The following is a 25,311-nucleotide window of genomic DNA, read 5'->3' as shown; positions in this document are numbered from 1 at the left end:
CACGTAAAAGAGGGGGCTTATGCTACCTGATAGCACAGCTAAAGGTTCCGCATTCTTTAAGCCTAGCTCTCGCCAACTGATCCTGTTGGCAGTGGCTACAAGTTTGGCGATCGCTGGTACAACAGGTTACAAATTTTGGCAATTACAGTCATGGGAAAGAACTCATAGCAACGAGGTGAGCATACCGCAAATTAAAACGGTGACTGCCCTGGGAAGACTAGAACCCAAAGGCAAAGTGATTAAACTTTCCGCACCGGCATCGAGTCAAGGTAGCCGGGTAGAACAGCTATTAGTCAAAGAAGGAGATCAGGTGAAAGCTGGACAGGCGATCGCTATTTTAGATAACCGCGATCGCTTACAAGCCGCATTACAAGAAGCCGAAGCATCTGTGAAAATAGCACAGATAAATTTAGCAAAAATCCAGGAAGGTGCAAAAGTAGGCGAAATAGCGGCACAAAAAGCCGAGATGGGGCGGATTCAAGCACAGACTCTAGGAGATGAACGGCAGCAAACAGAGACAGTCACCCGATTAAAAGTACAGTGGCAAGGAGAGAAAACAGCACAACAAGCCACAATTCACAAGCTAGAAGCCGAACTCAAAAACGCCCAAGTAGAATTTCAACGCTATCAGCAGCTGTACTCTGAAGGCGCAATTTCCCAGTCCTTATTTGACACTAAGCGCTTGAATGTAGATATCATCACCCAGCAGTTAAGTGAAGCTAGAGCCATTCTCAACCGTATTGATGGCACTGGTCGCCAGCAAATTACCGAAGCTCAGACAGTTTTAGCTCGACTTCAAGCCACCGGCAACCAACAAGCCAATGCCGCATCTGCTACCTTAGACAAAATCGCCGAAGTTCGTCCGGTAGATGTTGCCGGAGCAAAAGCAGAAGTTCAACGAGCTTTGGCCGTCGCACAACAGGCAAAGGCTAACTTAGATCAGGCTTATGTAAAATCACCCCAAGATGGTGTAATATTTGATATTCATGCCCGATCAGGTGAAATGGTATCTAATGAGGGCATTATCGAGATTGGGCAAACCAACCAGATGTATGCAGTTGTTGAAATTTATCAAAGCGACGTGAGCAAAGTCCAACCTCAACAACGAGTGCGAATATCTAGTAACTCTCTACCAGGTGAATTAGTTGGAACAGTAGATTGGGTAGGCTGGAAAGTGGAACGGCAAAATATTATCAACAGTGACCCCACGGAAAATATTGATTCCAGAGTTGTGGAAGCTCATGTAAAACTTGATGCAGCATCCAGCCAAAAAGCCGCTAAATTTACCAATTTACAAGTTAAGGCGGTAATTGAATTGTGAACAACTTAATCAAAGAACTACAACGGCGAACACCTCTGGGATGGCTACAACTCAGCCATCATAAAAGTCGTTTGGTTGTCGCCTTAGCAGGTATTGCCTTTGCAGATGTCCTGATGTTTATGCAGCTTGGCTTTCAGAATGCTTTATACGACAGCAACACCACCATAAATCGGGCTGTGCTGGCAGACATCATTTTAATCAGTCCTCAAAGCCGCAATATGCAAAATATGTCTACCTTTTCACGGCGGCGATTATTGCAGGCTGCCGATGTTCCCGGTGTACAATCAGCTACAGCCATGTATATCGGTTTAGTGACTTGGAAGCATCCTCAAACACGCCGCAAAACCCCAGTCCAAGCCATTGGCATCACTCCTGAACAGCCTGTTTTAGACTTACCAGAACTAAATGCTCAATTAGACAAGATTAAACTACCTGATTCCTTTATTTTTGACCGTGGAGCCAGAGGTGACTACCAAGAGGTATTTCGCCAAATTGACGCAGGTAAAACTGTATCTACAGAAATAGATAAACGTACCATTAACATCACTGGCGCATTTAAATTAGGCGCATCCTTTGGCGCTGACGGCACATTGATTTCCAGCGATGAAAATTTTTTACGGCTATTTCCTCGACGACAAGCAGGGAGTATCAGCTTGGGTTTGATAGATATTCAACCAGGCTATGACTCACAGCAGGTAGCAGCAGCCTTAAAATTGCACCTCCAAAATAATGAAGATGTCAAAGTGCTAACACGGGAGGAATTTATCAAATTGGAAGAAGCCTTTTGGAAAAGTGAAAGCCCCATTGGTTTTATCTTCAGTTTAGGCGTATCTATGGGATTTCTGGTAGGTGTGATTATTGTCTATCAAGTTCTTTCGACTGATGTGAATGCCCATTTGAAAGAATACGCCACCTTCAAAGCAATAGGTTATCCCAATTCATACTTATTAGGGGTGATTTTTGAAGAAGCGATTATTTTAGCTTTCCTGGGTTTTATTCCTGGATTTGTCGTGCCTTTAGGACTTTACCACTTGGCTCGCAATGCGACAAATTTACCGATATATATGACTTTATTCAGGGCAGTAGTTGTGTTATTGCTAACAATCATTATGTGTGCTATTTCGGGAATTATCGCCACTCAGAAATTACAATCTGCCGACCCCGCCGATATGTTTTAGGGAATGGGGGGGGAAGAGGCAAGGGGGCAGGGAGCAGGGGGGATAAGACAGTAATTTTCCAATGAGCAATGACTAATAACTAATGAATAATGTTATCTCTATTGAAAATCTGGATCATTACTTTGGTAGTGGTCAACTGAGTAAGCAGGTTTTATTCAATATCAACCTCACAATTAATGCCGGTGAGATTGTGATTATGACTGGGCCTTCTGGTTCTGGTAAAACGACATTGCTAACTTTAGTGGGAGGCTTGCGTTCTGTCCAATCTGGTAGTATGCGAGTCTTAGACAGAGAACTGTGTGGTGCTAGTCCTAAACAGTTAACACAGGCGCGGCGAAGTAATGGTTATATCTTTCAAGCTCATAATTTGCATGGTAGTTTGACAGCACTTCAGAATGTGCGGATGGGTTTAGAAGTGCAACCGCAAATTTCGCCCCAGGAAATGCTCAAGCAATCACAAGAAATGCTAGAAGCAGTGGGTTTGGGAGAACGACTGAATTACTATCCCGATAATTTGTCTGGTGGACAAAAACAACGGGTAGCGATCGCACGAGCGTTAGTAAATCAGCCTAAAATTGTCTTAGCAGATGAACCCACTGCTGCACTCGATAAACAATCGGGGCGCGATGTTGTGGAAATCATGCAAAAATTAGCTAAAGAGCAAGGCTGTACAATTTTGCTCGTCACCCACGACAACCGTATTTTAGATATCGCTGACCGGATTATCTACATGGAAGATGGTCATCTAGTTAGAAATGATGTGAATAGTCTTAGTAATGCTTAATGCTGAGTGGAAGGTTTTTCTCAGGGACTTCTAATAAATAAATTATCCAAATAAACGTTAGCGTAGCTTGCCGAAGGCTACCACAGAGGCACAGAGGACACAGAGTTAAGAGGATTTAAGTGGTCACTGAGCTTGTCGAAGTGAGGTTTTTTTCGTTAAGTGGTTGAGTGTTTTTTTATTTGGAAGTCCCTAAGCACTGTGGATGTTATCTTTACTCAGCACTCAGCACTGGTTTAACCAGCCCAAATTTTATCCAAAACGGTTTGGGGTGAAATATCTGCCATTTGGTCTGTTGGTGATTTAATCGCCAGAAATTTATCACTTTTTGGCAACAACTGCGCTGGATCTGTGGAGCCAAATAAAGCAATAGTATAAGTTTGCACTGCCACACTTAGGTGAAGGAGTGGATCATCGGTTGATAACATCAAACTTGCGCCGCCAATCATGGCAGCTAATTTGCCAATATTATTAGGATAAGTCACCTTGATACCGGGAGTTCTTTCCAAGAGCGATGATCGCTTAATTTGCTCATTTTCAGATCCTTGAATCACCACCACAGGCAAATCTGGCTGCTTTTGTTGACATTCTTGAATAATTTTCTGCCAATTTTCCACTGGGTAGAGTTTATCCAAAGCTGTTAGAGATACTTCGCTAGAACCAGCATTAATCAATATGTAGCCTGTTTCATTTACCCCCAAGCGTTTTTGTTCATTTTGTGACCAGTCAATATCTGGTTTCGGTACATTAACTGCTAATTCTGGGCAAGGGGTTTTAATCCCAAACGGTTGCAGCAAATCGTGATATACTGCCGCCACATACTTGTTTGGTTGGAATGGAACAGAGTCAGTGAGAAAACCTGCGCCTTTGCCTTTATAGCCAACGCGGGTAGGAATTCCCGTTAACCAGAGTAAAAGACCCATTAACCAGCTTTGTCCCACAGTGATGACGGCATCATACTCGCGATCGCGAATCGTGCCTACTAGGTTGCTCCAATCCGCCAGACTGTTGCGGTCTTTATAATCGAAGGTCAGGACATCATTAACTGACTTGCTCACCCGGTAGGCAGCCTTTGACCGGGGTTCGACAACGACATCTAACTGAGCGTTAGGGTAATTACGCTTCAAATCATCTAGTGTCGGGAAGAAAAGAATTTGGTCGCCAATTCCACCAGGAACAAGGGCTACTACTCGCATAATATTTATTGACTCGTACTCGCTCCTTATTTTAGGTGAATATAGGTATTAGAAATTAGTCATTAGTCATTGGTTATTGGTTATTGGTGATTGATTATTGGTTATTAGTCGTTAATATCTTGAGGTTTTCTGTGTATTTACTCATTCCATCGGCGGGTATCGGCAAAAGAATGGGAGGAAATCGTAACAAACTCCTTCTGGAAGTGCGATCGCAAGCAATTATTGCTTGGACTCTCAAAGCGGCGGCAGCAGCCAGTAAAATCAAGTGGATCGGGATTATATCTCAACCTTATGATTGGCCTGAATTCAAAACAATTATTGCTGATTTAAATGTGACTAAACCAGTGGAATTTATTGCAGGTGGCTCCACCCGCCAAGAATCGGTTTATAAAGGCTTACAGGCGCTACCAGACACCGCAGAACACGTATTAATTCACGACGGCGCACGGTGTTTAGCCACACCAGATTTACTCAACTCCTGTGCCGAAGCTATCCGCCAATGTTCTGGGTTAATTGCGGCTGTACCGGTGAAAGATACAATCAAAGTTGTTGACGATCATGGCATTATTCAAAGTACACCCGACCGACGGCAATTGTGGGCAGCACAAACACCTCAAGGGTTTAATGTCAAGTTATTGAAAGAATGTCACGCCCAAGGTGTGCGTCAAGGTTGGGAAGTAACTGATGATGCGGCTTTATTTGAAAAATGTGGTATTGAAGTCCAAATTGTCCCAGGTGAAGAAACTAATTTAAAAGTTACCACACCTCAAGATTTAGCGATCGCGGAATTTATCCTCAGCAACCGAGAAGAGGCAGGGGAGCAGGGAGCAGGGGGCAGGGAGCAGGGGAGCAGGGGGCAGGGGGCAGGGAGCAGGGGAGAATAAACTTCTCAATGACTAATGACCAATGACCAATGACTAATGACTAATGACTACAGCAACTAAGATAGAAGCGATTCTGTATTTAAAAGGTAAACCCTTATCTCTGAGCGAAATAGCCGAGTATGCAGGGTGCGATCGCGCCACAGTAGAAGAAGGCATAATGGAACTAATGGATAATTATGCTCACAAAGAAAGTGCTTTAGAAGTAGTAGAAACTCCCACTGGTTATAGCTTGCAACTGCGGTCTGATTTTCATGATTTAGTACAAACGCTGATTCCTGTAGAATTGGGACTAGGTGCATTAAGGACTTTAGCTGCGATCGCTTTACATAATCCCATACTCCAGACCGATTTAATTGAACTGCGTGGTTCAGGAGTATATCAACACGTCCCGGAACTGGTCGAACTCGGTTTTGTGCGGAAACGCCGAGACAATGATTCTCGCTCTTACTCGCTACAAGTCACACCGAAATTTCATCAGTATTTTCAAATTGAACAATTACCAAAACTATTAGAATCCAATCACCAGGAAGAACAACTAGAATTAGACCTCACACTCACAGAAGAAGTAAAACCGTAACTTTTTACCAAGCCCCTTCGGGGCGGGAACAGGGAACAGAAAAAAATTAGCCCCGAATACAGGGTTTAAAGCCCCTAAATTTATTTATGAAAAGAGATAAAAATATTTGAAACGAGATGGCGTAAGCCACGATGTTTCAATGCGTCCTTGTACAAATCCCCTGATTTTAATTATGGGGATTTCCCTGTTGCCTGTTGCCCGTTCCCTGTTCCCTTTTACTATCTCTGATTTCCAGCAAAAAGAGAGGCTGAGAGTGAGACTTGGGCTAATTATTCGTTAGGAATGCTTCCAGATGGGGTACATCAACCCAATTTGCAGTTTTATGAGATTTATGAGATAAATCCATTAATAGTTGGGAATAAACCCCTTCTCGCAAGGATGGGACTATTTCTTGTTGGTGTTCCATCCCCTTTACCCATTGGTCTACTACACGGGTAAATGCTGAAATGCGTCCATCGGCGTGATTTTGGGGAAAAACTAAGCGGCTAGGGATGTCAATTTCTTGGAGAGGTTGACCAGGCTGGGAACCCCAGACCCGAAATCCATGTATATAATCTTTTTGATTTTCACTACCTAAAACTAGAGTACCGCGATCGCCATACACTTCTACCCAATGTGTCCTCGATGCGTGAACTACAGCACTGATAGTAACTTGGCAAGGTGTGCCATCAAATAATTCCAGAGATAACAGACAGGTATCATCTGTATTTACTGGTTTTAATTCTCCGTTAGCCGGGTCAACTCGTGCAGAAATGGCGGTACTGAGGTGGGCATTTAATCTGCTGACTGGGCCAAATAACCAGGATATATAATCGAAGGCGTGAGAACCTAAAGAACCTAATGCACCACCTCCTTGATCTTCTGAAGAATACCAGTTCCAAGGGCGGGAAGTATCGGCGCGGGAGGAACCTAACCAATCAATTTTAATTAAACGTTTGTTGCCTACATAGTTGCTGGCTAATAATTCCGCAAATAATTGCCATCCTGGAATAAAGCGAAATTCAAAATCTACTGTAGCTGTTACGCCTTTGGCTTGGGCTAATTGATATAATTCTTTGGCTTCAAATACATTTAAAGTTGTGGGTTTTTCTAATAATAAATGTTTGCCCGCTTGCAGCACTTCTTTGGCCATTTCATAGTGCAGAAATGGTGGGGTGGCGATACTCACGGCTTGCACTTCTGGTAATGCCAAAATGTCGGCAACCGTATCACAGGCGTGAGGGATATTATTAGTTTCGGCGATGGCTTTGGCTTTATTAATATCTCGATGATAAACAGCAACTATTTCGGTGCGATGATGGGCTTGAAATCCGGGAATATGGACTTTTTGACCAAATCCAGTCCCCAAAACTGCTACACCAATTTTATTTTGATTTGTTGGGATTTCGGAAGGCATAAATTAATAGTGTTTATATTATGTATGGAAAAACGAACCGCCAAGACGCAAAGAACGCCAAGGTAAGAGGGTTTAATAGGTTTTTTACATCAGTCTTTTTCAGAATCTGAGAATTTCCCGATCATAGTTATCAGGAAGGGGTTCTACTTCCCAGACTATACCTTCTCCTGGTTCTAAGGCAACTTCTATATACAGTTTATCTACTGCTGTTGTGGCTATATCTTCATTATTAGGAAATGGTTTTAAGTCTTCGGTGAGGAGTCTGAGTTTAAAACCGCCGGGAATGGCTGCGCCGATGGTGGCGTGACGTAATTCAAAGCGCCAATGTCGGGTGTTTGGTTGTCCTTGGGGTATGATTAGCAGTTCGTATAATTGACCAGCGATCGCCAGTTGGCGTGATAAGCTGATTTCTGGTTGTCTTTCTTCTACACTCCGCGCCCCGACTGGACTCAATTGCAGATTTAACTTTCCCCAGCCTGTGGCTGCGGCAATCTGAGTCACTCCACTGTGTAACCATTGGACAACTGACCGTTGTTCTGGTAGTCCTAAACGTTGTTCATATAAACGTTGTCGCCAACCCCCATGTGCCATTAATCCCCCCCACAATGGAAAAGGAACGGCTAAACGAGGGGTAATGATTTCTGGATTTCCCAAGCGGGTAATTAAATTTTCGGCTTGTGTTTGTGGTAGTGTGGGTAAATCTACAGTGGCAGCCCGTTTGACTTCATCTGCACAAAATTCCTGCGCCACATTTAATATATTTATATCAGTAATTATATCAGCTTCATTCAAGGCATAAGTGCGATCGCCTGGGTCATAATCACCTTTAGTCTTCAGTTGTGCATGACTACAATAACCCCAAACTCTTACATAGCCTTCATCCGGTTCTACTTGCACGGCTAAGTAATAATCCCCCGCCCAGCTTGGTAAATCCACCCATTCTTGCGGTACACGCAATTCACTACTATCAATATTTTCACTGGGAACCAAAATAAATCTAGTTGCATTTACTGTAATAGCCGTACCATTCACTAATTCCCAAAAACTGGACAAAGCCGCAGTATCAGGCCAAACTTTTGCTTGGGGTGTAAAATCTTCTTGCAACCAAGGCAAGACAGCACCCAGACAAAGTTGATTGATATAACCTTGATAACTAGTAGAATTAGCAAAAGATTGACTGTGAAGATGAACTTGATGTTCTACAGTGGTGGGGATTTCTAAGATCAGGTCTGTGGAAGCAAAACTTAAAATGGGGGTATTAGTAGTCATAGGGTTTTCTCCGGAGAATTTTTCGGCTTTTTTTGAGTCCATTAGGGAAATATTCTCTTCCCCGGCACAACAGACGTGACCATCTGTTTTAACATAGGTTATTCAGGAAAAACATTGTAGTAATTATGTAACCATTCCTCAATCACAGCAGTCATACTAGTTAGTAGGTCTGTGGTGACAGAAATATGCAAAATATCTTGACTCCAATTAGCCAAAGACCGTAACAATATTTCTTTAGTTTTTGTCAGTCGTCGTGAAACTGTATATTGCTTGATTTCTAGTTGTTTGGCAATTGCATCTTGATTTAACTGTTGACTATAGTATAGTTGTAAAATCTGCTGGACTTGCGGTTCCATTCGAGCGATCGCATCGGCTAAAACTTGGTTAATTGCCACTTGTTGAGATATGCGGGTTTGGGCTTCTTCTTGGGCGACAATTTCATGGATTAAAGATTCTCGGTATGTCCCTGGTAGATTATCAACTAATTCGCCCGAACCATCACCACCTTTGGATATATTCAGTGACTCTGGGGTGGGATAAAGATATTTGCGAACAGCTTTGGCTACATTTAACAGCCACTTTTCTAAAGTTTGGGCATTGATTTTTTGATTACTTTGTGAATTATATTCTGTAGCGATCGCTTGCCAAATTTGATCATCTGGTCGAGAAAGTTGGCGAGAGTTACCAGCTTTCGTGGGGACATAAAGAGTTTTAAAACATTGCCAAACCAGAATATAAGCGTTAATTGTCTCTACGGACAAGCCAGCATTTTGCAGAGACTCAAACACACGCTTTTGAGAAGTTTTCCGCAACAAGCCCCAATCTGTACAGATATCAACTTCGCGGAGTTGGCGCAAAGTTTCGCGGATAGAACTCGCAAACACAATATTAGCGTAGTTTTTCAAAGTACTGCTGTGATCAGGATTATAACCTTGAAGCACTTTATCCACTTGCGCGATCGCAATTTGAAAGCAATCTGACAGCTTGTACTGAGTACTGACAAAGTTAGCGACTGTTTTTTGAGAAGTCCAATAACAAGCTTCTTGTAAGTAAGCCGTGAGATGTTGCTTTGCCAAAAACTCAGTTTCAGGAAATTGCAAAAACTTATACCAATACAATACCCAAAAATGTTCGTTTATCTCTTTTGGTGTTTTTTGAAGACAACTTTGGATGCTGCGACGCAATCGGGAATCTGTCGCCCAATAACCGAAACGATCTCCGTCAAACTGGACGAAAGTTGTAAAAACTTCAATAATGCTTTGTCGAGGTTGCATAAAAAATGGTAGACCACCCTAAAGAAAAAATGAAAGCGTTAAAAGTCGCTTGCACAAACTTTACTACACAGGATAAGTCTCCTATTTCGCCTTGCACTCAAAAGATTACAAATCTTTGATGCAATGGTTAATTAAATAAATCAAATTTTGTAAAATTGTGTATAAAAATAATCTTGGGGAATTTCAACGCAGCAAAATTGAGATTTTTGTCTGTTTTAAGCAATTTTTTCGTAAGTGTCAGTGCTTTTGCCCTAATTCCCCAGATACACCGAACGCTACAACCGCTACAATCACAATTCACTGCCATACAAAACGACCTATTCCTTGATTCCTTCTTCCCTGTTCCCTATCTCTACGAGTAAATATAGCTACACCACACAAGCTACAGAAACCAAACCGGATTCTATAGTTAAGAAATGCAACAACTAAATAAGTGGGGGTTGTCATTTTTTTCTTTCGTAATGTAGTTTGATTTTTTCGTGTCTAGCTACGTTTAACACCGGAGGGCGGAAAGCAAAAAGCTTTAAATTAAATTAATTTAAGAGTGCATTATCGCGTTAGTATAATGCACTTTTATTTGTCGAATATAATTAGTTTTGGGCTATCACTTAAAATTAGCAAATACCTCTTCTAAGCACCTGCATAAAAATATCAAGTCTAACCTATGAAGTGAGTGAAGGCGTTATTTATTACAAGGAAGAAGAAAGATGTTTGCTATATTATTTAAATCTTTAACACTTGGTAGTATGGTTGCATTGTCTACTGCAACTACCGTTTTAGCCCAAGTTCAGGTACGTCCAGTAATCGCACAAAGAACAAACTTTAATTGTGGGTCTGATATGAAGACCTATGTAGTTAGACCATTAGATAATCGTCGAGGAACTGGGATTCGCTGCGTCAAATTAAGCGAAGGTAAACCAGGAAGTAGAATTCCCCGATTAGCATGGTATGGCGAAGGTAATTGGAGTGGTTCAACTTATCGCCATGTAGGACACGCTTTTTACAAAAATTCTCAACTTGTGGGTTACGCTTCTGATATTCATGGGAACGGCGAAAATATCAATAATAATTTCCCCAACGGTAATATCAATATTCAAATTGTCAACCCCTCAACCATTCGTGTCACTGGTGCATGGAATGAACAATGGCAATTAGTTTCAGCTACTAACTACAAACCATTACCCAGACCAAAAACTTGCGGAAGATATTTTGATCAATACAAAGTGTCTGATCTGAATAGTGAACGTCCAGGTGAGGGCTTACGTTGTGTTTTGCAGGTAGGGATGAGAAATACCACTTGGTTTGGTAATGGTAATTGGGGAAATTCCACTTATTCTCATCTGGGAACCGAGTCTTTTAATGGTCACGGTGCAAGTGATATTTGTGGTACTGGTTTCGGTCCAATTTGTAATGCCTTTGGCTGGGGTTCTGTGAAATTAAATCCTGTAACTGGCGGGTTTAATGTTACAGGTGCTTGGAGTGAAAAGTGGCGCAGATAATTGGGCAAACTTCCACGCCACTCCCCGTTAAGAATTTAGATTTGTAACATCCCCTCTGGGTTCACAGTTAAAAGCGATCGCCTTTGTAAACCCTCACGATATAAAATTTCATTGGCTGCTAATAAGCCACTACTTACCGCCCGTTCCATTAATCCACAAGGAAAAGGCATTTTCACCCAATCCCCAGCAAATAGTAAGTTAGCAATACCTGTACTAGATTCAGGACGTTCAGCATAACTCTGGGGTGGATAGCCCGAAAAGTTACGTTGATTGACTATTTCTCGATGCAGCATTGTGGCTTCTTTTAACTCAGGGACAATTTCATATAGTTCTTGTTCAAATGTGCTTAATAAAGCTGCTTGGGTCGGAAATTCCTTTTCCTTATAACAATAGGCGTGTAACTCCACCACACTCCCGCCTGTACGTTCTGACCAATCAATAAATTGTTGTTGGATGCGGTGATAAAGAGTGATGCTATCTGTTAACTCGTAGCCAGATAAAGAAGTAAAATTACTTTGTTCCCACTTAAAATCCCGGTCAAACCAAAAACGACACACAGCAAAAGGATCGGCGATACTTAATTTTTCCACTTGCGATCGCACTTTTGCATCTACATCTCCACTCACTCGCTTAAATAGTTGTTGCACACCAGGAACATCGGTAGCAAAAACATAATAATCTGCGGTAACTGTCTGCGGTGGTACTGATTGAATATTTACGGCTACCAACTGCAACTGATCGTCCTGTCGTTGCACTATTTCAAACTTGGGTAAATCTCGTTGGGCTGGCCCTTTGACAACTTTACCATCAGCAGCAAAAATCGCCCCATGACAAGGGCAATGAAAATTGCCATCATCGGCTGGCTTAACAGTACATCCTTGATGAGTACAAGTTAGAGAAATAGCTTGTTTACTATCAGCAGCAACAGCAAATACTTCATCAGCCGCACCAAAATATTCTGCCTTATTGTCAGTAATACTTGCATTACGTTTTACCCAGAAAGGCACATTATTTTGATTACTACCAAGATAATATTTGAGGTTATCAATTTTACCATCTATAGCCGGAATTTCACTAACTGTAGCATCAGTAATAATTTGTCCACCTTTACTTTGAATAAATTTAGCAATCGGTTGGACTAAACTTGTCCCCATATCATCTACAGTCCCATTAAAAGCTAAACCTTCTGGGTTTCCAAAAAAGTAAAAATGGAAAAACTGCATGAGTTCCCCCACACTCATCTCATCTGGTGCATTCAAGCTGGATTTAGCAAAGGGGAGAAAATATAAGTCATATAAACCTTGGGGAAATTCAGTTTTTACCCAGTCAGCCACAGAGATATGATCAAAGCGACGATAGTTTTTTTCCCGTTCAAAACCAGTAATAGCCTGAAAAACTTGTAAATGTTTGAACTTAGTTAAATTTATTCCCCAACGTAAACGATTTGGAGAAGCGATCGCTAAATCTACAATATTCCAAGGAAAAGCCGAACTACTGGGGCGAAACACCTCTGGTTTGTATTTCAAATCGCGGTAAACCAAAGAATAAAAGTTTAATGATTGAAAATTATTAGTAATCTCCAATTCAGAAACAATACTTTTGAGATTATAATATTGGGGGAAAAATCCGTGAAAACCATGTTCCATCATAAAGGATTCCCCCACCGCTTCAATCGGCCAGCTGGCAATTTTGCCACCGAGTTGGGGGGCTTTTTCTAAAAGTGTGACTGTAAAACCCCTTTGACTCAATTCATAAGCACAGGCTAAACCTGCTAAACCAGCCCCAACCACCACCACAGTTTTATTTTTATTTAAGATTTGCGGCAATTCGAGAGTATCTTTTTGATAAACTGTGGGCTTAGGCTTACTAAACCGCGAGTATCCTGTACCTCCAACAATTGCACCAATACCAAATAACTTGAGTAGTGTTCGCCGGGATATAGTAGATGATTCTGGTGAATTAAATAGTAAACTCATGTTGCAAAATAAAGCTGGATTACTTTCGTAGTTACGCTTCAGCGCTAAATCTTAACTACAAACTGGTAAAGATTTTTTGTGCCGATGTGCTTAGTAAATTATTAAACTACTTTTTCCTTGTTACTTTATCCTAAAAAAAGTATTTTTGCAGAATTAGATACTTTGTCAATACTTAACTGTAAGTTTTGAGAATAGACAAATTTACCTTTCATAGAAAATATTTTTATCTGAAGAAAGTATAAAACAGCAAAATTGCGCTGATCAAATTATAAGATTATTCGACAGTCTAATATATTATTTAGTAATTAGCTACCCTCACTTAAGTAGCCATGATGAACTATAGCACTGTAAGTTTGCCCTTAACCCCTAGCCCCGATTAAAAATGAAGTATTGGCGGGAAACCATAGCTGTCACACAGCGCATCTTAATTGAATTGTTGCGTCGCAAACGCAGCCTGATTTTCTGGAGTATTTTTCCTATTTCCGTATTAATTCTCAGTGGATTTATTTTAGCAGAACGGGCAGAACTACCGCTAAATGAAGCTTTCGCCTATGCTGCGCCCTCAACTTTGGTAGGTGCGGCCTTATTTTTTAGCTGTTTGGGAGGTAGTGTAGCGACGGTAGTGGCCGAAAGAGAACAACAAACCCTCAAACGCTTGTTTGTTTCGCCCTTAAGCGGTACTTCCTACTTTTTAGGAATTTTTCTAGCTCACAGCTGCATTGGTTTAGGACAGACACTTTTAGTGTATACTGTTGCTGCATTTTGGGGTGCTACCTTCAATGGTTCTATTCTTTTAGGACTGACAATTATTTTTATAAGTATCGTGGCTTATGTTGGTTTAGGCTTTATTTTAGGGACTCAATTAGCCCGACGCACTGAAGATGTTAATGCTTTGGTAGCTGCTTTTGGTGTTCCTTTGTTAATTCTAGGAGGGGCATTTTTACCTGCTGCACTATTTCCTCCAACTCTGATTAATATTGCCAAATATAATCCAATTTATCACATGAATGAAGCTTTAGTAGGAGTTTCATCTCAGGGTAGTGATATGAGTAAGATTGCATCACATTTTATATTTTTAGCAGTGTTTGCTTTAGTGATGGTTATTGGCGGATGGCTATCTTATCGGCGAATGTTAGTAGTAGAAAGAAGACTTTAACAAGATTAGCTCGTAGTGAGGACTTCAGTCCTCCTTAATTTTCATATTGACGCTAAAATACTTATGCTAAAAATCACCAATTTAAATAAATCGTACAGCAAAATCAAAGTTCTACAAGACCTGACACTACACATCAAATCTGGAGAAATTTACGGTTTATTGGGTGCAAATGGAGCCGGAAAAACTACAACCATCAATATTATTTGTAATTTACTCAAAGCTGATAGTGGTGAAATTACCATCAATGATCAAAAAGTTTCGGAAGCTACAAAGAGAATAATTGGAATTGCACCCCAAGAAAATTTGCTTTATAAAACCTTATCTTGTGAGGAGAATCTCAATTTTTTTGCGAAGATTTACGGTTTAAACCGGGAAACACGGCAAAAACAAATACAAGAAATTCTTACATCTGTCAATTTATTAAATAGAGCTAAAAGTCCTGTAGAAACTCTAAGTGGTGGAATGCGGCGACGGTTAAATATTGCAGTTGCTTTGGTACATCAGCCACATTTAGTAATTTTAGATGAACCAACTACAGGATTAGATATTGAAGCTAGATATGAAGTTTGGGAATTAATTCAAAACTTGAAGGTTCAAGGAATTACGGTTTTATTAACCACGCATTTGTTAGATGAAGCCGAGCGACTTTGTGACAAAATTGGCATTCTCAAAAATGGTCATATCATCGCTGATGGAACTTTAAATGAGTTACGCAAATTAATTCCGGCTTCAGAAGTTTTATTAGTCCAAACTACTCAAAAAGAACAAGCGATCGCTCGCGGAAAAGAGTACGGTTTTACACATAAATATTATGGTAATCAATTAGCTTTTTGGTTGCCACAACCCCTAGAATTAAAAGAAATTATTGCCCGATTTGAAGGAATAAAATTTGATTCAATTTCCCGGCTACCTGTAGGATTAGAGCATATTTATTTAGAGGTGACACAAGGAAATTAAAATAGGTAAGGGTGGACAGGATGCCCACACCACAAGAAATATCATAAAACTACTGATTAAGTTTCGGTATTTCTAAAGCTTGTTCACGGAAGTACAAAAATAAAGGTAAAGCACAAGATAGACCAATACCAAAAGTAATCACGACATAAAAAAATAGCCGGCGCTGAGAAACGCCAATTCGCTTGAGTTCCCAAAGTGCAAAACAGCAAAATACTAAAGCGGAAATTAGTAAATCTGCTGTTAGTTCCGAACTAATATAATTAGCAAAGGCACTCTGAAAAAACAGATTTACAGCCAAACCATTCTGGCTAAAAAATTGGAATAAAAATATCCAAGGATCGATAGTACCAATAATCGCCAGCAGCAGATAAAGTGATTTGGCTGTGAAAATCTTTCTGGATGCAGGTTGAACGTAAGTGATATTTTGCATAGTTTTCTGACTCAGATAATACTGGATATAGCCCTAACAGATTGCTCATCAATCCTGTTGTTCTGATTATGACTACAGCAGATAATAAAAACAATTACGTCTGAGGTAATATGACTGTGATTTCTCCTGCAACATCATTTCTTCCCTACAAAGACTTATCCTTTGGGAAATTATTAAAATACTGGCGAAACCAACGCGGTTTCAGTCAACTCAATCTAGCTTTAGCCAGTGATGTTTCTCAGCGTCACATCAGCTTTTTAGAATCAAGTCGCGCAAATCCTAGCCGGGAGATGGTACTACACCTGGCGACAGTGCTGAACGTTTCTTTACGCGATCAAAATGTCATGCTGACGGCTGCGGGTTTTGACCCGATTTATTGCGAAAGTGATTTATTATCTCCAGAATTGGAACCTATCCGCCAAGCTATCGGGTTTATTTTAAAGCAGCAAGAACCCTTTCCCGCCTTAGTGATGGATCGTTACTGGAATTTGATTGAAAACAACACCAGTTCACAGCGTCTAATCACTTGGTTAATTAATCCAGAAAAACTGCAACAAAACTTTTATATTGACGGCAAAATAAACTTAATGCGTTTGACGTTACACCCACAAGGGTTAAAACCATTTATTGCTAATTGGGAAGAAATCGCTAGTCACTTAATGCAACGGATATATCGAGAAGCAATTACCGCAGGTGAAAGCAACCAATACATGACCCTTTTCAATGAAATTCAAACCTATCCCGATGTTATCCAGATATGGCAAAAACCCCATCCTTATCCTTGGCAAATACCACTACTAACAATGCAGTTTATCAAAGATGAGTTAAGTTTTAGCTTCTTTACCACAATTACAACCCTGGGTACTCCTCATGACATCTTGTTGCAGGAACTGCGGATTGAAAGCCTGTTTCCCGCAGACAAGATGACAGAAGTGAATTTGAAAAAACTAGAAATAGCATCTAAATTATAAACTTGCTGCCAATTCTTGCAGGCGATCGCGTCCATCCCGAAACACAGGCCAACCATCACCCACTAGCACAGCTTCTACATGAGGTAGTGCTGCTAGGCGTTGCACAGAAGCCATAGCCGCTTGACGATTCAATAACTTCTCATCAGGCAAAATCGTTAAACTCCCTGCTTTGCGGGCGCGTACCAAGTCCCCTGTGATTAAAGTTGTTTCCTCCAATAACAAAGCCAACTCGCCCGGAGTTTTAGAACCGTGGAGTTCAATCACCTGTAGTCCGGGAACCATTTCATCACCATCAGCCAGCCAGCGATCGCAATGTATGGGAAAACAATCCTTCTCTCCCACAGGGCCAGCAATCTTCGCATAAGTTTGATCAGCTATTTCCTTCGCAGCCCTGACGTGTTCAGAATTCGTCAACACAATCCAAACCACACCACCGAGGGATTTCAGATGATTCCAATCATGGTTTGATAAAGCTACGGGGTCAACCAAAACATTACCACCTGGGCGAACCCAAGCAACCCCATTGAAATCAATATTTCTTGCAGGATTGAAAGTAGACCAACCATATAGATCGGGACGGTGTAGAGATTTCATAATGATTCTGGTTCAGTACCTTCAATAACACTGGATTTATAGCTCGGCTTCAATAATGTATCAATAATCTAGTCTATAATTCAACGCTTATATATAGTAATTTGCAATAAACTTAATTTTCCCTACACCCCCCAGAACTTAGTTATGTCCATGATAGTCAGCTAGTACCGCCAGGTGGAAGGAGTGTATTTCAATCAGCCCGGACAAAATTCCAAATTCAAAAACCTGATTTTATTAGTTCATTTTTTCAACACCAAGATATAGGAATCCGGCTTGGTTTCTGTCGCTTGCGTGGTGTAGCCATATTTACTCGTAGACGTAGGGAACAGGGAAAAAAGAATCAAGGTGTCACTTTAGCATGGTTAAAAATCAAAAAATTAGACATTATTTTGAGGCGAGATATTCACTTATATCATGATCCCCAATTAATCCCGGAATAGCTAACTTAAATCTCCACTGAAGTATGCGATATTGAAACCATTGCTAAACAATCAATCTAGAAAAACCACACTAAAATTATGTAGTTTTGCTTTTCAAATCTGGGAATAATAGCTAGTTATTAGGGTAATAAAAATCTCTAAAAAATTGCTATTGACTCTACAAAAAATATGATTACTGTTATAAGTAGTCCTGCTTATAACAATCTATAAGCATCAACAACTCAGGAGGTATTCCCGATGATGATGATGATGACTGAAACTATGACCACCGAAATGCAAAACTGCATGAATGCTTGCATGGAATGTCACAAAATGTGCCTGGAAACCATGACTCACTGCATGAGCCAAGGCGGTAAGCAAATGAACATGAGCATAATGGGTATGATGCGCGACTGCTCAGAAATGTGCATGATGTGTATGAATATGATGATGGGTGGTTCTGAGTTCATGGGACGCACTTGTCTGCTTTGCGCGGAAATGTGCGATCGCTGTGCCGCAGCTTGCGAACAAATGAGCCAAGACCAAAAGATGATGCAATGTGCAGCCTCTTGCCGTAAGTGTGCAGAAGCTTGCCGATCCATGCAAATGATGCCTGCTTAATTTCATTTTCTCGCAGAAGTTTCTCTGCAACCTATGACGTAAGCGCTCAGGCTTTCGAGTTTGGGCGTTTGCAGTTTTGTAGTCAACCAATTTCCGTTAAACTGACATCTACAGCAGTACAAAGCTGATGTCTGATGAAACACCTAAAATCTACTTCCCAAGATTTGCGGAACTTGTTTGAAAGCAGTATCACCATTGAATATGTAGCCGAATCCCTGAAAGCTGTATCAGCCGAAGAGTCGGTGACAGAGGTGCTGCATTGGATGAAGACGCAGGATTTTGATGTTGTAGGTATTAAAACGGGAGAAAAAATTACTGGCTATGTGGAACGCGCTAGTTTGATGTCAGCTCAATCCGGTAAGTGTAGCGACTATCAACGGTTATTTCATCCCCAAGAACTGATTGCAATTTCTACTCCTCTGCTGAAGTTGTTACCCATCCTGCAACAAACACCACGCTTATTTGTCCTCGACTGTAATCAGGTAAGCGGGATTATTACCTGTGGCGACTTGCAGAAAGCACCAGCACGAATGCTACTGTTTGGCTTGGTGACACTGTTGGAGATGAATTTACTCCGGTTAGTGCGACTTTACTATCCCCAAGATTCCTGGCAAAAAGTTCTCAAACCTGAACGGTTAGAAGTTGCACAACGACTATGGCGAGAGAGTCAGGAAAGAAACGAAGCTACAGATTTGCTGGACTATCTTCAGTTTTGTGATAAACGGGAGTTGGTTTTAAATCAACCCGAACTGCTTCAGCAATTGGGATTAAAATCGAAACGGTTTGGCGAGCGTTTTCTCAAATCTGCTGAACAGCTGCGAAACCGATTGGCGCACGCCCAAAATTTAGTCAGTGCTTCCTCTTGGATAGAGTTGCTTTCTCTGGCTGAGGCGATGGAAATGCTGTTAATTCGCTGTGAGGAAGTTGAATAGGGCTAAAGCCCTGATTTGAGGACTAAAGTCCTCACTACGAACTGTATTGTGACAATAATTTCTCTACTCCAGCATTGTGATCTAGAAAGGAAAATAAATGCCTGTAAATTAATTTACCATCTTGATCTAAAACAAATTGGGCTGGTAAAGGCGCACCTAAAGCTTGTCCTACGTTGTATCTCCGAAATACCCGACAACTAGGATCACTCAGCAATGGCATTTGTAAACCTAAGTCTTTGACAACTATTTGACTTTGCTTTTCGTCTGTACTAGTAATCATTAAGATTTCGATACCACGATTTTTAAATTGTTCGTAGTTTTCATTCAAGGCTTTAATATGAGGAAAACAAAAGGGACAATATTGTTTTTCAGTAAATATACGGGTAAAAGCCAGTAATACTGGTTGTTTGCCTCGATAATCTGACAATTTCACCACAGCACCATTAGTGATATCTGGTAGTTGAAAATCTGATGTCCCTACTCCCAGCCTTAGCTGATTTATCGCCGGAATTGGGAAAAGATTCCGAAAGAAGCGCTCATTAAATAAGCCACTAAAATCAGTAGAAGTCAGCATATTTTTAGGAAAATTTATTTAAAAACCACAGATATACATAAAAGCATAATCAATATCTGTGGTTTTTGCCGTCTGAATGTTCTAGAAAATTTTAGACAGCAGAGAAGTAGACTTTAGACTTTACAGGGTCAGGAACCATTGTTTGATCACCAGGTTGCCAACCGGCTGGGCAAACTTCATCAGGGTGAGATTGAACATACTGAATTGCTTGTAATGTCCGCAGGGTTTCATCCACGCTGCGACCAAAAGCCAGGTTGTTAACTGTACAGTGCTGAATTACGCCGTCTTTATCAATAATGAACAAACCACGCAAAGCAATGCCGGCAGCTGGGTCAAGGACGTTGTAGGTGGCGCTAATCTCTTTTTTGATGTCAGATACTAAGGGGTAATTCAGGTCGCCGACACCACCAGACTTACGATCAGTTTGAATCCACGCTAAGTGAGAAAACTCGCTATCAACGGAAACACCTAGAACTTCAGTGTTAACTTTCTTAAATTCTTCGTAGCGATCGCTAAATGCTGTAATCTCTGTGGGGCAAACAAAGGTAAAGTCTAGAGGGTAGAAAAACAGAATGACATACTTACCGCGATAGTCGGAAAGTTTAATTGTCTTAAATTCTTGGTCTACCACAGCCGTTGCTGTAAATTCAGGAGCCTGTTGACCAACACGGAGGCATCCTTCTGCTGCGTAAGTGAGGGACATTAAATGAATTCTCCTTCAACTTATATAAGTATAATACCCTTGGAATTTGGGTTAGTTTGCACTTACCCATTTAAAATTGTCAAAATTTAATTACAATCTGTTACGACTATATCATAGTCATAACGATTTTGAGTAACAAATGCCAGATTTAGATACTAGAGAATGGTTACTGACCAATGGATTGGGGAGTTTTGCCAGTGGGACGATTTCGGATGTTCGCACACGCACTTATCATGGTTGGCTATTTGCGGCGACCAATCCGCCCTGTGGTCGGACTTTGCTGTTTTCTCACCTGGAAGCTAGTTTGGAAGTATCAGGAAGGGTAACAGCACTAGGAACGAACTGCTGGGGCAATGGTCAGATGGAGCCGCAGGGTTATAAACTATTGCACTCTTTTGATATTAACCCAGTTCCCAAATGGATTTGGCAAAAAGATAACTGGCAACTAAGCAGGCAATTGCTAATGCCTCATGGGTTGGGAGATGGAGAGCAAGATATTTGTTCACATCGGCTGTTGATACAGTATCGCTATGAAGGCAGTGAGACAGCTATTTTACGGCTGCGGTTGCTGATCAGCGATCGCAATTTTCACCATCAACAAAAATCTCATCCCGGTTTACAGTTTTCCCAATTACTGGGTCAAAATCAAGTTTGTCTCCAAGGCATATTTTTGGGGGAATTTGGCACACCTTGGCATTTACGTTGGACGCAAGGAGAATATCAAGCAGATGCGGTTTGGTATTGGGATTATCAGTTACCAGAGGAAAAAACCAGAGGATTAAGCGATCGCGAAGACCTTTATAGCCCCGGTTACTTAACAGTTATACTCCAGCCAGGAGATGCTGTTACCTTAGAAGCGCAGACGGGTTTTCCAAATCCACAGCCCAGTCTACTGACTCCCGAAATTTTTGCCGAGGCTATAGAGACAGAACAAGAAAGACTATCTCAGATTTTTGGCTGGGGAGAAAATAACACTCCCACATCCCCCATGAGGCAACAATTATTAAAAGCCAGCGATCAATTTATTGTTTATCGAGCTTCCATAGCTGGCCCCACGGTGATTGCTGGTTATCACTGGTTTAACGATTGGGGGCGTGATACCTTAATAGCTTTACCGGGTTTAGCCTTAGTCACCCAGCGCTTTGAATTAGCAAAAGGGCTATTACATAGTTTTGGGCGTTACTGTCACCACGGCTTGATTCCCAATGTTTTTCCTGATGTCGATGGTGAACCGGCTTATAACAGTATTGATGCGGCTTTGTTATGGATTGAAACTTTAGGACTTTACTTAGAAGCGACCCAAGACTGGGAATTTTTAACAGCACAGTTTCCAGTCGTGCAGCAAATTCATAAGGCGTTTATGGGTGGTACACGTTACAACATCCAAGTTGACGCTACCGATGGTTTAGTGAGTTGGGATGTCCCCGGAGTTGCTTTGACTTGGATGGATGTAGTGATTGAGGGAGAGCCTGTAACGCCCCGCAATGGTAAGCCGATAGAAATTAATGCTTTGTGGTATTCGGCTTTATGTTGGATGAGTCAATGGGCAGAAAGATTGAGCCAAATGGAGTTAGGTGATTCCGCCCGTTTTGCCAGACAAGCGCTGCGTTATACTCAGCAAGCACAACAAGTGACAAATTCTCTGCAAAAGTTTTGGAATCCCCAGCTTGGTTATTTATACGACACTATTGATCCTGATGATGGACGTAACTCCCAGATCCGTCCCAATGCGGTTTTAGCATTATCGCTGCATCATTGTGGGTTTTTACCGCACCAAAGGCAAGCAGTAGTAGATTTAGCTGCTTCCCGTTTACTTACTCCCTATGGTCTTCGTAGTCTCGATCCAGCCGACCCCGATTATATAGGTAAATACACAGGTGGCTCAGAACAGCGCGATCGCTCCTACCATCAAGGTACTGTTTGGACTTGGCTGATTGGCCCCTTTGTGCGTGCATGGCAGCGTTCTTACCCAGAAAGACCATTACCTTTTGATTGGCAACCACTGCTAGATCACTTCTTAGCTGATGCCTGTATTCACTCGATTTCAGAGATTTTTGATGGAGATTCACCTCATCCACCCAAAGGTGCGATCGCGCAAGCTTGGTCAGTTGCTGAGGTAATCAGGCACTTTCAATGAATAGCTGATAATTTATATCTTCAAAAATGATACGATAGAATAAGTATATTTACAGCTATATGGATTTTGTTGTTTTAGATACCGAAGGCAACCCAGAAATCAGTGAATTAGCGATTATAGACAGTCAAGGTTTAGTAATTTATGAGGGTTTCTCAAAAGAGCATCACCGCAATTGTCAAAATAGCCCCAACCTCAAAAGTTTAAAAACCCTGTTAACAGAATTTTTAGCTATAGTTCAGGGTAAAACCATCATTTGTCACTATGCAGAACACGATATTGATGTTCTTAAATATAATTTTCGTCAAGTAGGTTTAATTTGGCCTAATTTAAAATTTGAGTGTACTTGGACTTTAGCAAAAAACACTTGGCAAGGTTTAGAAAGTTATTCTTTAGATTATTTAAGTAAGTATTTTAATTTACGAGCTAATAATCAATATTTTATTTCCGACATGGCACATACTGCCAGATATGATGCTGAATTTACATACCATCTTTATATAAAGATTATGCTAGAGAATCTTAAACAGCAACCTAATCCATTTAGCAGCAGTAGAGTTGATACTCCCTTTCAAAATCATCCAGATTACCTGAACACATATCAGAGAGAATTTCTCACCCTCAAAACTGGTTTAAATAATATCAAATTAGATCCCAACCATCAAAGTAAAGGCATTGTAGTGATTGGTGAACCAGGTTCTGGAAAAACTCACTTAATGATGCGACTAGCTCAAGAAAGACTATCTAGTAACAGATTATTATTTATTCGTCAGCCTAACAACTCTCAATCTGTACTTTATCATATATATAGCAGAATTTTAGAATCTCTAGTCCAAAAAGTTGGACACCTGCCACAATTAGACTACTTAATTATTAATACCTTTCGTAAAATCCTCAGTCTTCCTCATAGAGATGTCAAACAAAAAGATAGAGAAATTCTCAAAGCATTATATAACTTAGCAGAAAATCAAATCAATGCTTTAGGAGCAGAAAACACACAACGTAAACGAGAATATTGGTTATATATTGAAAAAACCATTAATGAATGGTGGATGCACAATTATGCTGCGGGCAGTTATGCTTTATCTATCATCAAAGGAATGGTAAAGTATTGTAGCTACACAGATTATAGATATAAAAATATTACGACTCGTTGGTTAGCAGGTAATGTTTTAACTGATGAAGAAGCAGAAACCATTGGTTTACCAAATTGGGGAGAAGAAATTAGTCAAGAAGCCTTTTCTTTAGAAGCCATATCAGTTTTAGGTAAACTATCAACTCTAGATGAGCCTTTAATTATTATTTTTGATCAATTAGAAGGCTTAGGACTTGCCCATAACAAAGAAGTTTTGTTGAATTTTGGGGAAGCTGTCAAAGAAATTTTTACCCATGTTCCTAATAGCTTAATTATCCTGAATTTATTTCCTGATAGATGGGAACAGTTTAAATCTACTTTTGACAATTCTATTCTGGGGCGATTCCCGTCTCAAGTTTATTTACGTCAACCCACAGAAACAGAAATTAAAGCGATTATTCAAATTAAACTGCAATCTCTAAACATTAATTTAGAACAGCTATTTCATCCAGAAGACTTAGATGATATCTTAGAAAAAAAGCCTATTAGGTCTGCTTTAAATCGTGCGGCTGACTATTATAATTATAGAGTGCATGGCATCCCTTTAAGCATTGAAAAAAAAGCCATATATGAACTAGACAATAATGAAAAAATAGAACAGCAGTTGAGAACCTTACAGCAACAGCAACAGACATCAACAGAAGTTTTAATGCAGCTAATACAGGCTATACAAAATCCTGCTGCGATAGATTTAACCAACCTGCAACAGAAACTAGCATCTTTTTTACCTAATGCAATTGAGACTTCTCCCTCAAACCCTGTAATTGAGTATTTAATTCAACATAAAAATGAATTAGAGCAAAAATATCATAATTCAGCGATTATTACAGACTATGATGATATTGGTAAATTAAAGACAATTGCAGAAGCATTCAACCATATCAAACCTGTTAAATTAACACAGTATCGCTTAGGCAAAAAAAAATTGCCAGAGCATATTGTAGTAGAAAACGGCAATAAAAATCATGTAATTGGATTTCTGCAAATCAACGGTAGTCCTTTTACAAGTCGCATTAATAATTTTAATGAATTAGTGAATATTCATCCCCAAACTAAATTTGAATTATTTAGAGATGAGCGTCTACCAGAAATTACAGGTAAAGTCGGAAAAGAATATATTAAACAACTGCAAAATAGTCGTAACGGTAATTTCATCTCATTAAATAAACAAGACCGGATTTTTTTAGACTTAATTTATGATTTGATTATCAGCATTTATAATAAAGATTTATATGACGTAGATTTAGAGACAGCATTAAACGTTTTAATCACACATCCAGAATGGTATCACTGGATTTTTTCCATATTTGGTTTCACACCACCAACTAAATAAA

At 40.4% G+C, this 25,311-nt stretch carries 22 protein-coding genes; 13 read left to right on the top strand and 9 right to left on the bottom strand.

Going from position 1 to position 25,311, the window contains the following annotated elements; genetic code table 11:
• Window positions 1-19: 19 nt before the first annotated feature.
• The 3 genes from VB654_RS01360 to VB654_RS01350 all read left to right on the top strand — a co-directional run bounded on the left by VB654_RS01360 (window position 20) and on the right by VB654_RS01350 (window position 3,283).
• Complete coding sequence (locus tag VB654_RS01360; RefSeq protein ID WP_323211525.1) at window positions 20-1,321, top strand: ABC exporter membrane fusion protein; 1,302 nt, start codon at window positions 20-22, stop codon at window positions 1,319-1,321.
• Complete coding sequence (gene devC / locus VB654_RS01355; RefSeq protein ID WP_323211523.1) at window positions 1,318-2,499, top strand: ABC transporter permease DevC; 1,182 nt, start codon at window positions 1,318-1,320, stop codon at window positions 2,497-2,499. The genes VB654_RS01360 and devC overlap by 4 nt, the downstream gene beginning before the upstream one ends.
• Window positions 2,500-2,581: 82 nt before the next feature.
• The gene (locus VB654_RS01350) at window positions 2,582-3,283 is read left to right on the top strand and encodes a DevA family ABC transporter ATP-binding protein (protein WP_323211521.1); all 702 of its coding nucleotides are present in this window, start codon (window positions 2,582-2,584) and stop codon (window positions 3,281-3,283) included.
• A 233-nt stretch (window positions 3,284-3,516) separates the two neighbouring features.
• Here VB654_RS01350 and VB654_RS01345 read toward each other — a convergent pair whose 3' ends face one another.
• On the bottom strand, window positions 3,517-4,476 hold the full coding sequence (locus tag VB654_RS01345) for a glycosyltransferase family 9 protein (protein WP_323211519.1): 960 nt from the start codon (window positions 4,474-4,476) through the stop codon (window positions 3,517-3,519).
• A gap of 131 nt (window positions 4,477-4,607) precedes the next feature.
• Between VB654_RS01345 and ispD the strand changes: the two genes are divergently transcribed.
• On the top strand, window positions 4,608-5,360 hold the full coding sequence (gene ispD, locus VB654_RS01340; RefSeq protein WP_323211518.1) for a 2-C-methyl-D-erythritol 4-phosphate cytidylyltransferase: 753 nt from the start codon (window positions 4,608-4,610) through the stop codon (window positions 5,358-5,360).
• Between the two features lie 43 nt (window positions 5,361-5,403).
• A complete protein-coding gene (gene scpB, locus VB654_RS01335) occupies window positions 5,404-5,937 on the top strand; it encodes an SMC-Scp complex subunit ScpB (RefSeq protein WP_323211517.1) in 534 nt (177 codons plus the stop codon).
• Window positions 5,938-6,202: 265 nt separating this feature from the next.
• Here scpB and VB654_RS01330 read toward each other — a convergent pair whose 3' ends face one another.
• The 3 genes from VB654_RS01330 to VB654_RS01320 all read right to left on the bottom strand — a co-directional run bounded on the left by VB654_RS01330 (window position 6,203) and on the right by VB654_RS01320 (window position 9,876).
• Window positions 6,203-7,333 carry a Gfo/Idh/MocA family oxidoreductase gene (locus VB654_RS01330; RefSeq protein ID WP_323211515.1) on the bottom strand — a complete coding sequence of 377 codons (1,131 nt, stop codon included), beginning with the start codon at window positions 7,331-7,333 and terminating at the stop codon, window positions 6,203-6,205.
• Window positions 7,334-7,432: 99 nt separating this feature from the next.
• Window positions 7,433-8,602, bottom strand: a complete 1,170-nt coding sequence (locus VB654_RS01325; RefSeq protein ID WP_323211514.1) for a DUF1822 family protein — start codon at window positions 8,600-8,602, stop codon at window positions 7,433-7,435.
• 98 nt (window positions 8,603-8,700) lie between these two features.
• A complete protein-coding gene (locus tag VB654_RS01320) occupies window positions 8,701-9,876 on the bottom strand; it encodes a sigma-70 family RNA polymerase sigma factor (protein ID WP_323211512.1) in 1,176 nt (391 codons plus the stop codon).
• A 707-nt stretch (window positions 9,877-10,583) separates the two neighbouring features.
• Between VB654_RS01320 and VB654_RS01315 the strand changes: the two genes are divergently transcribed.
• Window positions 10,584-11,375, top strand: a complete 792-nt coding sequence (locus VB654_RS01315) for a hypothetical protein (protein ID WP_323211510.1) — start codon at window positions 10,584-10,586, stop codon at window positions 11,373-11,375.
• A 35-nt stretch (window positions 11,376-11,410) separates the two neighbouring features.
• On the opposite strand, the gene VB654_RS01310 is transcribed toward VB654_RS01315, so the two are convergent.
• The gene (locus VB654_RS01310) at window positions 11,411-13,351 is read right to left on the bottom strand and encodes an FAD-dependent oxidoreductase (RefSeq protein WP_323211509.1); all 1,941 of its coding nucleotides are present in this window, start codon (window positions 13,349-13,351) and stop codon (window positions 11,411-11,413) included.
• A 382-nt stretch (window positions 13,352-13,733) separates the two neighbouring features.
• Between VB654_RS01310 and VB654_RS01305 the strand changes: the two genes are divergently transcribed.
• Window positions 13,734-14,507, top strand: coding sequence for an ABC transporter permease (locus VB654_RS01305; RefSeq protein WP_323211507.1), 774 nt, complete (start codon window positions 13,734-13,736; stop codon window positions 14,505-14,507).
• Between the two features lie 63 nt (window positions 14,508-14,570).
• Window positions 14,571-15,464, top strand: a complete 894-nt coding sequence (locus tag VB654_RS01300; RefSeq protein ID WP_323211506.1) for an ABC transporter ATP-binding protein — start codon at window positions 14,571-14,573, stop codon at window positions 15,462-15,464.
• Between the two features lie 49 nt (window positions 15,465-15,513).
• Here the strand turns inward: VB654_RS01300 and VB654_RS01295 are convergent, their stop codons facing one another.
• A complete protein-coding gene (locus VB654_RS01295) occupies window positions 15,514-15,894 on the bottom strand; it encodes a DUF2834 domain-containing protein (protein ID WP_323211505.1) in 381 nt (126 codons plus the stop codon).
• A 110-nt stretch (window positions 15,895-16,004) separates the two neighbouring features.
• On the opposite strand from VB654_RS01295, the gene VB654_RS01290 reads away from it, so the two are divergent.
• Window positions 16,005-16,865, top strand: a complete 861-nt coding sequence (locus VB654_RS01290) for a helix-turn-helix transcriptional regulator (protein WP_323211503.1) — start codon at window positions 16,005-16,007, stop codon at window positions 16,863-16,865.
• Here the strand turns inward: VB654_RS01290 and VB654_RS01285 are convergent.
• Window positions 16,860-17,459 (bottom strand): MBL fold metallo-hydrolase, encoded by a 600-nt coding sequence (locus VB654_RS01285; RefSeq protein WP_323211502.1) that lies wholly within the window; start codon window positions 17,457-17,459, stop codon window positions 16,860-16,862. The genes VB654_RS01290 and VB654_RS01285 overlap by 6 nt on opposite strands.
• Window positions 17,460-18,136: 677 nt before the next feature.
• Here VB654_RS01285 and VB654_RS01280 point away from each other — a divergent pair.
• Together VB654_RS01280 and VB654_RS01275 are read left to right on the top strand one after the other, a co-directional pair.
• Window positions 18,137-18,499: a four-helix bundle copper-binding protein gene (locus VB654_RS01280; RefSeq protein WP_323211501.1), complete on the top strand. Its 363-nt coding sequence runs from the start codon at window positions 18,137-18,139 to the stop codon at window positions 18,497-18,499.
• A gap of 134 nt (window positions 18,500-18,633) precedes the next feature.
• On the top strand, window positions 18,634-19,431 hold the full coding sequence (locus VB654_RS01275) for a hypothetical protein (RefSeq protein ID WP_323211500.1): 798 nt from the start codon (window positions 18,634-18,636) through the stop codon (window positions 19,429-19,431).
• A gap of 34 nt (window positions 19,432-19,465) precedes the next feature.
• Here the strand turns inward: VB654_RS01275 and VB654_RS01270 are convergent, their stop codons facing one another.
• Both VB654_RS01270 and VB654_RS01265 read right to left on the bottom strand, forming a co-directional pair.
• On the bottom strand, window positions 19,466-20,005 hold the full coding sequence (locus VB654_RS01270) for a peroxiredoxin family protein (protein ID WP_323211498.1): 540 nt from the start codon (window positions 20,003-20,005) through the stop codon (window positions 19,466-19,468).
• A gap of 91 nt (window positions 20,006-20,096) precedes the next feature.
• Window positions 20,097-20,708, bottom strand: coding sequence for a peroxiredoxin (locus VB654_RS01265; protein WP_323211496.1), 612 nt, complete (start codon window positions 20,706-20,708; stop codon window positions 20,097-20,099).
• 139 nt (window positions 20,709-20,847) lie between these two features.
• On the opposite strand from VB654_RS01265, the gene VB654_RS01260 reads away from it, so the two are divergent.
• Both VB654_RS01260 and VB654_RS01255 read left to right on the top strand, forming a co-directional pair.
• Window positions 20,848-22,845 carry an amylo-alpha-1,6-glucosidase gene (locus VB654_RS01260; RefSeq protein WP_323211495.1) on the top strand — a complete coding sequence of 666 codons (1,998 nt, stop codon included), beginning with the start codon at window positions 20,848-20,850 and terminating at the stop codon, window positions 22,843-22,845.
• Window positions 22,846-22,904: 59 nt separating this feature from the next.
• The gene (locus tag VB654_RS01255; protein WP_323211492.1) at window positions 22,905-25,310 is read left to right on the top strand and encodes an exonuclease domain-containing protein; all 2,406 of its coding nucleotides are present in this window, start codon (window positions 22,905-22,907) and stop codon (window positions 25,308-25,310) included.
• Window position 25,311: the final 1 nt, after the last annotated feature.

The sequence above is a fragment of the Nodularia sp. UHCC 0506 genome (genome assembly GCF_034931045.1).
Taxonomy (GTDB): domain Bacteria; phylum Cyanobacteriota; class Cyanobacteriia; order Cyanobacteriales; family Nostocaceae; genus Nodularia.
This window is presented reverse-complemented; position numbering and strand designations above follow the sequence as displayed.

What these genes read in the sequence shown, in the direction of transcription:
- VB654_RS01360 (WP_323211525.1), top strand. Translation starts at nt 20, where the DNA reads ATGCTACCTGATAGCACAGCTAAAGGTTCCGCATTCTTTAAGCCTAGC.
- VB654_RS01350 (WP_323211521.1), top strand. Translation starts at nt 2,582, where the DNA reads ATGAATAATGTTATCTCTATTGAAAATCTGGATCATTACTTTGGTAGT.
- VB654_RS01345 (WP_323211519.1), bottom strand. Translation starts at nt 4,476, where the DNA reads ATGCGAGTAGTAGCCCTTGTTCCTGGTGGAATTGGCGACCAAATTCTT.
- scpB (WP_323211517.1), top strand. Translation starts at nt 5,404, where the DNA reads ATGACTACAGCAACTAAGATAGAAGCGATTCTGTATTTAAAAGGTAAA.
- VB654_RS01330 (WP_323211515.1), bottom strand. Translation starts at nt 7,333, where the DNA reads ATGCCTTCCGAAATCCCAACAAATCAAAATAAAATTGGTGTAGCAGTT.
- VB654_RS01325 (WP_323211514.1), bottom strand. Translation starts at nt 8,602, where the DNA reads ATGACTACTAATACCCCCATTTTAAGTTTTGCTTCCACAGACCTGATC.
- VB654_RS01320 (WP_323211512.1), bottom strand. Translation starts at nt 9,876, where the DNA reads ATGCAACCTCGACAAAGCATTATTGAAGTTTTTACAACTTTCGTCCAG.
- VB654_RS01315 (WP_323211510.1), top strand. Translation starts at nt 10,584, where the DNA reads ATGTTTGCTATATTATTTAAATCTTTAACACTTGGTAGTATGGTTGCA.
- VB654_RS01310 (WP_323211509.1), bottom strand. Translation starts at nt 13,351, where the DNA reads ATGAGTTTACTATTTAATTCACCAGAATCATCTACTATATCCCGGCGA.
- VB654_RS01305 (WP_323211507.1), top strand. Translation starts at nt 13,734, where the DNA reads ATGAAGTATTGGCGGGAAACCATAGCTGTCACACAGCGCATCTTAATT.
- VB654_RS01300 (WP_323211506.1), top strand. Translation starts at nt 14,571, where the DNA reads ATGCTAAAAATCACCAATTTAAATAAATCGTACAGCAAAATCAAAGTT.
- VB654_RS01295 (WP_323211505.1), bottom strand. Translation starts at nt 15,894, where the DNA reads ATGCAAAATATCACTTACGTTCAACCTGCATCCAGAAAGATTTTCACA.
- VB654_RS01290 (WP_323211503.1), top strand. Translation starts at nt 16,005, where the DNA reads ATGACTGTGATTTCTCCTGCAACATCATTTCTTCCCTACAAAGACTTA.
- VB654_RS01285 (WP_323211502.1), bottom strand. Translation starts at nt 17,459, where the DNA reads ATGAAATCTCTACACCGTCCCGATCTATATGGTTGGTCTACTTTCAAT.
- VB654_RS01280 (WP_323211501.1), top strand. Translation starts at nt 18,137, where the DNA reads ATGATGATGATGATGACTGAAACTATGACCACCGAAATGCAAAACTGC.
- VB654_RS01275 (WP_323211500.1), top strand. Translation starts at nt 18,634, where the DNA reads ATGAAACACCTAAAATCTACTTCCCAAGATTTGCGGAACTTGTTTGAA.
- VB654_RS01270 (WP_323211498.1), bottom strand. Translation starts at nt 20,005, where the DNA reads ATGCTGACTTCTACTGATTTTAGTGGCTTATTTAATGAGCGCTTCTTT.
- VB654_RS01265 (WP_323211496.1), bottom strand. Translation starts at nt 20,708, where the DNA reads ATGTCCCTCACTTACGCAGCAGAAGGATGCCTCCGTGTTGGTCAACAG.
- VB654_RS01260 (WP_323211495.1), top strand. Translation starts at nt 20,848, where the DNA reads ATGCCAGATTTAGATACTAGAGAATGGTTACTGACCAATGGATTGGGG.
- VB654_RS01255 (WP_323211492.1), top strand. Translation starts at nt 22,905, where the DNA reads ATGGATTTTGTTGTTTTAGATACCGAAGGCAACCCAGAAATCAGTGAA.